1 pseudogene is annotated in these 504 nt (G+C 70.4%); it reads right to left on the reverse strand.

The features are described 5' to 3' along the window. Positions 1 to 504, reverse strand: a pseudogene (locus ACXJKJ_RS32485) (hypothetical protein); the annotation flags it as partial.

Below are 504 nucleotides of genomic sequence, written 5' to 3' on the forward strand. Positions count from 1 at the left end.
ATCCAGGCCAGCCGCCAGGCGCTTGCGGTCTTCGCCGCTGACGCTCTGCTCCACCTCGGCGCCGGCGCTGAGGCGATCGCTGATGCGATACCCCAGACCGATGCGGGCACTGTCCGATTCCAGCTCGGTGCCTACTGGCAGATCACTGGTGATCGGGCTGCCGCTGCTGTTGCCGTTGATGACCATCAGCCCGGTGAGCGGATCGAGCGCCTGCTGGCCGTAGCCGAGTGCGCCGCCGCCGCTGCCGGTGGCAAACCCACCGGTGAGCCCGCCCGCATCGCCGAAGGGGACGCCCGACGACCACGGCGAGGTCACGCCGATCGTCTCGCGGATGCTGCGCACGCCCAGGTCCACGGTAAGYCGCTCGCTGGCGCCGATGCGCACGCCGGCACCGCCGGCATCGCGCTTGCCGCCGTCCGGGTTGCGATCTTCGCTGCGCAGGCCTTCGGCGTAGAGTTCCAGCCGCGGACCGACCCGGTAGCCGAGCCTTGCATTGTATTCGCC

Source organism: Roseateles sp. P5_E1 (assembly GCF_054049335.1).